We start from the raw sequence: 3,077 nt of genomic DNA on the forward strand, positions 1-3,077 counted from the left end.
CCGCCTCCGAACGTCGGTGAGCATCGTAATCAAGGCATCGGATGGTGGCTTGAAGTGCCCGGGCTTGATGGCTGGGGCGCCGTGGGCCGCGAGGATTTGCAAACTTCTCCTCGGGATCGGCCCGCAGATAGGTCTCTGTGCTTTGGATGCTCGCATGGCCCAGCCACAGCGCGACCTTGCGGATGTCCCCGGTCGCCGCGAGCGTGTGCATCGCACAGGAATGACGCAGCACGTGGGGCGTGACACGCTTGCGATGGATCGATGGCTGCTTTGCTGCGGCAGTCTTGACGTGTTCGGCCAAGCGGAATGCGAAGCCATCGCGGGTCAATTGCTGCCCGTTCGCATTGAGGAATATCTGGGTTGACTGCACTTGCGGGCGGATCGCCAGCCAGGCGCGCAATGCGAACTGTGTCTCCTTCCATAGCGGCAAGACTCGTTCCCGGCGGCCCTTGCCCATGATGTGCACGGTGGACAGCGAGCGGTCCGGGAAATCGCGCAACTGCAGCGATACCAGTTCCGACACAGGCATAGGTCAGATGCAGCATCGCGCGGTCACGGGTGCCGAGGCGTGTCCGAGGATCAGGAGCATCAAGCAATGCCTTGATCTCGGCCCGATCGAGGTAGTCGATCAGCGCCTTGTCGGTCTTCTTGGTCGGAATAGCTCGAACGCGAAGGGCCTGGTCCAGACAGGCTGGAAGCCGATACTCGATGTACCGGAAGAAGGATCGGATCGCGGCGAGTCTGCCATTGCGCGTGCGCACGCAGCTGCCACGTCCGTTCTCGACATGGTCCAGGAAGGCCATGATCATGTCCGTGCCGAAATCTTCGATCTCGAGATCCGTCGGGCGACGCTTCAATCGATCGGCGGCGAACTTGACCAGGAGGACAAAGCAGTTGGCATAGGTCTTCACCGTGTGCGGGCTGACGTCCCGTTCTCGCGGAAGATGTTCGCGCAGATATGCCGAGAGATGGGGAGCAAGGGCGGTCATGCTGCTTCTCCCAGAAAAAGATGTTCGCTCGAAGCCGCAATGTCGCGCAGCAGCACCGGAGTGGCTTCGAGATACCAATAGGTGTTAGCGATCGAGGCGTGCCCCAGATAGACGCTGAGCCCTGCCATGTGATGCGCCACAGCTTCCCTGTCCGGCGAACACGACTCCAGCGAGCGCACGGCGAAAGTATGCCGCAAATCGTGTAGCCGCATGCCGGCCGTTCCGGTTGGTCCACGATATCCGAGCTGCCGGGCCAACCTCACGAACACGACATGGGCGCGTACCTTGTGGGGTGCTCGTCCCCGGATCGTCACGAAGAGATCGTTGCCGGTGGCACCGAGCCTTGCCCGGGTGGCAAGATAGGCTTCGAGCGCCTGCCGGGTCGATGGCTGCAAGGCAATGAGCCGCTGCTTGCCAAACTTGCCATTGCGGACGATCAGGCCATCCTCGACCAGATCGGTGCATTGCAGAGCCAGCGCCTCGGATATCCGGAGCCCTGTCGCCGCCAGTAGTCCAAACAGGTAATGGTACGTGAATGGGCTGATGGTGCCCCGGGGCGGCAGGTTCAAAGCCGCTGTCATGATCGCCTGGACCTGATGTGCCTCAATTATCGTCGGCGTTGGCCGTGGTCTCTTGCCCCGACCGAATACGCCAGCAGGCGGAACTTCGTGTTGCAAATCCTCGGCCTGAGCGAACAGGCTGAAGTTGCGAACGGTGTTGAACCGGGTCTGGGCCACATATTGCGATGTCGACGTGTGACACCAGTCGTAGATCCGCTCGACCTTGGTATATCGGTCACCGACCGCTTCGGCGAAAGCCGCGTAGAGGCGTAGCAATCGCTCCTGTTCGGCAAACTTCCGCCCCAGGCTCCGGTGAAGGGCTACGTATCTGGAAATGTGGATGCTCAGCATGGCAAATCTCCCGGCCAGGGTTGCGCGATCTTCATGAGCATCGGCAGATCGACCTTGGCGTAGATGGCAGTGGTCTCGGGCGAGTTGTGACGCAGGATGGTCCCGACGGACTCCAGGCCTGCGCCCGCGCGCAGCAAGTTGGTGGCAAGCGAATGCCGGAATATGTGCGACCCGGTTGGCACCCCCTCGATCCCGCCGCGCTCTCGCGTGCGTGCGACGATCCCAGCAATCTCTGCGGGCGAGCGGAACGAACGGAACGGGGCTTGCGACCGCAAGAACACGTGTTGATCGACGGCCTTCGGGCGGGCCGTGGCAATGTAGTCCAGGATCGCGTCGCCAACATCTTGGGGCAAAGGCAGCCGGTCTGGCCGCCGTGTCTTGCCCTTCACCGTCAGATGACCGGAGCGCCAATCGATATCGTCGAGGCGCAAATCCCGAATATCACCGGCTCGCAGGCCAAGTCTGGCGAGCAGGAGAATGATGGCCTTGTCGCGGACTTCGACCGGACGACCAGTCGGACAAGCTGCGATGATCTTCTCGATCGTTGCCGGGGCGACGTGGCGGGGTAGCGCCGAAAGGCGGTATCGCTGGACCGAGGGGATCGCGTGCAACAGCGCTGGCTGACAGTCGCCTTGAACGATCAGAAACCGAATGAAGCTCCTCATGATCGTGACGAGAAGTGACGCAGATCCGGGTGTCTCCTTGCTTCGTCGTTCGAACGCGCGCCTGAGAGCGGCCGCATCCCATTGTGACGGCTCGCCCAACACGGGCATGAGTCGAGCGATCTCGGCCTTGTAGCGGCGGATCGTCTCTTCGCTGGCACCGCGGTGCTGTAGAAGCCAGGCGAGGTATGCCGACATATGCGGGTCAGCATCGGTCACTGGCTGAATCGAAGGGATGGCACCCTTGTGGCGCAAAAACTCGACGAAATGCCGAGCACATCGTCGCCGCCGCTTCGCCCCCGATGGGACTAGCTTGCCTCGCTTGCGCCAGACCGGACAGCGACAATCATGCACCGCGTACTGGCCGATAATCTGGTCGTCGACACCATCCCAGCGTCGCCTGGATATGCGGAGCCACGCGGCAAAGTGCTCGGCCTCCGATCTGTAGCTTTGCGACACTCCCGGTGAGAACACCGGGAATAAAAGGGGCCACGGATCGGCCGGTAGCACCGGAT

2 protein-coding genes and 1 pseudogene are annotated in these 3,077 nt (G+C 61.8%); all 3 read right to left on the bottom strand.

The features are described 5' to 3' along the window. Positions 1-989, bottom strand: a pseudogene (locus tag ACEK02_RS31480) (tyrosine-type recombinase/integrase); the annotation flags it as partial. Continuing rightward, positions 986-1,900, bottom strand: a complete 915-nt coding sequence (locus ACEK02_RS31485; RefSeq protein ID WP_371425543.1) for a tyrosine-type recombinase/integrase — start codon at positions 1,898-1,900, stop codon at positions 986-988. The pseudogene ACEK02_RS31480 and the gene ACEK02_RS31485, both read right to left, overlap by 4 nt. Further along, a partial coding sequence (locus tag ACEK02_RS31490) for a tyrosine-type recombinase/integrase (protein ID WP_371425545.1) occupies positions 1,894-3,077 on the bottom strand: 1,184 nt, incomplete at its 5' end. The genes ACEK02_RS31490 and ACEK02_RS31485, both read right to left, overlap by 7 nt.

The sequence above is a fragment of the Tardiphaga sp. genome (assembly GCF_041424195.1).
GTDB lineage: Bacteria > Pseudomonadota > Alphaproteobacteria > Rhizobiales > Xanthobacteraceae > Tardiphaga.

Coding starts and splice junctions, on each gene's coding strand:
- ACEK02_RS31485 (WP_371425543.1), bottom strand. CDS start 1,900: ATGCTGAGCATCCACATTTCCAGATACGTAGCCCTTCACCGGAGCCTG.